This is a genomic window from Synechococcus sp. R6-7 (genome assembly GCF_047461695.1).
Taxonomy (GTDB): Bacteria; Cyanobacteriota; Cyanobacteriia; order Thermostichales; family Thermostichaceae; genus Thermostichus.
Genome location: NZ_JANSHS010000356.1, coordinates 1 through 2,150 on the forward strand (window position 1 = coordinate 1; position 2,150 = coordinate 2,150).

The window sequence follows — 2,150 nt, forward strand, 5'->3', positions numbered from 1 at the left end:
TGGGTGTCGGAGTTGGTGTTGGCGTCGGAGTAGGAGTGGGCGTGGGTTCTGGAGTCGGGGTGGGCTCCGGTGTCGGAGTTGGGGTAGGGGTGGGCTGGGGCTGGACGATGGCCAGGGCCTCTTCGGCTTTTAGCTCCCCCCGAACCAGCTTGGAGAGGGTGTCTTGGCCGCCAGGGGTGTAGGTGATCTCGCGGGCGGCGCTGTTGAACACATTGCGGATGGGATCCCCTTTGCTGTCCACCAGTTCCAGCACCATCACATTGCGACCGGGCCTGAAGCCCTTCAGATAAAAAGACTCCCAGCGATCCAGCAGGCCAGATTGGCCGTTGAGGGTGTAGCGGATCCGCCAGTCCCGTGGCAAGTCACTCAACAGGCTCTCCCGCACTGGGGCATTGGCCAGCCAGAAATCCACCAAGATTGGCTCGGCCCCGTAGCTGCCTGTGGGGCGGTTGTAGGTGAGCAGGGGCAGTTGCGGCTGTGGCACGTACTCAGGGGTGGGAGCTAACACGTGAAAGCTGACCTGGGCATAGGCTTCAGAGTTTTTGAAGCTCTCGTGCCAGGGTTTGCCGGCAAACACCCGCAGAGTATGGGATCCCGGCTCCAAATCCTTGAAAACGAGGGGAGCATCGGCATCGTAATGGGCGATGTAGGGCCGGTTGTCCAGCACCACGTGCAGATGAGGGCCAAGACCCAATTGCGGATCTTTGAAAAGTGGGTACCCTTGCACCGCGAAGCGAACGGTTACCTGCCGCTCTGACAACACCTCACCTGGCTTGGGGCTGAGGATCTGAACTTGCGGGCGACAATACTGCAAATGGGCATCCAGCTTGGCAATCTCCGGGGGAACCGGCACGCGCTCTAGCTGGGGAAGCTGTTCCTGCGGGGGTTTAGGCGGGGATCCCCCACAAGAGGCCAAAACGAGGGCGGCCAACAGACAGATCCACCATCTCAACAACCCCCACCTTCTCAACCTGGCATTTCCCGCGTGTTCTTGCATGAGCCTTACATCCCAATGCTCTTTGTATCCTGCCGAGCCGCAGACAAGCCATCCCCACATTACCAGCATGTGTCCTTTGGGGAAGATCCCTTCCCCCGCCCTAGAATGGGATCAACTGGCCTGGCTCAAGCCGGGTCGGAGACACTTTTGAGGTCGTGTATGGCTCTGTTGGCGATAACAGCTCTTGCGGGCATGGATCTGGCCCAGTGGCAAGCTCTGCTCAACAACGTGGCGTTTGCCATTTCTCTGGGGGCCATGCTGTTCTACTGGGGTGGGGCAGCTTTTCCCCAGGTGCAGCTTTTGGCCGAATTGGGCCTAGCGGGGATGATCGGGGCAAACTTGACGATGGCCGCCCTGTTGACGGCCCGCTGGATCGATGCAGGCTACTTCCCCTTGAGTAATCTGTACGAGTCTTTGTTTTTCCTGGCCTGGGGGATCACCGCTTTGCACCTGCTGGCCCTCCACTGGAGCCGCAGCCGCTGGGTGGGGGTCATGACCGCCCCAGTTGTAACCGGGATCGTAGCCTTTGCTGCCTTGGTGCTGCCGGAAGATATGCAGGTGGCCCAGCCCCTCGTGCCGGCTTTGCAATCCAACTGGCTGATGATGCACGTGACTGTGATGTTGCTGGCCTACGCGGCGCTGCTGGTGGGATCCCTTCTCTCCATCAGCTTTCTCATCGTCACTCGCGGTCAGGAAGTGCATCTCAAGGGCAACTCCCTCGGCCTGCAATTTCGCCCTCCCCAACCCCAAACCCATCCCGAATGGGCGGAAGCCACCCTGCCTTCCCCGGCTTCAGAACTGGCCTACGCCGGCCTCCGCTCCCCCCGTCCTGCCCCCTCGTCCGCTGAACTCCCCCCCCAACCGGCCCCCGAAGGGATCCCCTGGCAACGGCTGAGCCTGGCAGAAATCTTGGACAACACCAGCTACCGGCTCATCGGGCTGGGCTTTCCCCTGTTGACCATCGGCATTATCGCCGGCGCCGTTTGGGCCAACGAAGCCTGGGGTACCTACTGGAGCTGGGATCCGAAAGAAACCTGGGCCTTGATTACCTGGTTGGTCTTTGCCGCCTATTTGCACGCCCGCATCACCAAAGGCTGGCAAGGCAGACGCCCCGCCCTCTTGGCCAGCTTAGGCTTTGGGGTGGTTTGGGTGT

1 protein-coding gene and 1 pseudogene are annotated in these 2,150 nt (G+C 60.9%); one reads left to right on the forward strand and one right to left on the reverse strand.

Annotated features, from left to right (window positions below; genetic code table 11):
• Positions 1-952 (reverse strand): annotated as a pseudogene (locus NW815_RS10585) (hypothetical protein); the annotation flags it as partial.
• Positions 953-1,189: 237 nt separating this feature from the next.
• On the opposite strand from NW815_RS10585, the gene ccsB reads away from it, so the two are divergent.
• Positions 1,190-2,150 (forward strand): c-type cytochrome biogenesis protein CcsB (gene ccsB, locus NW815_RS10590; protein ID WP_414415990.1); only part of this gene is annotated, 961 nt, incomplete at its 3' end.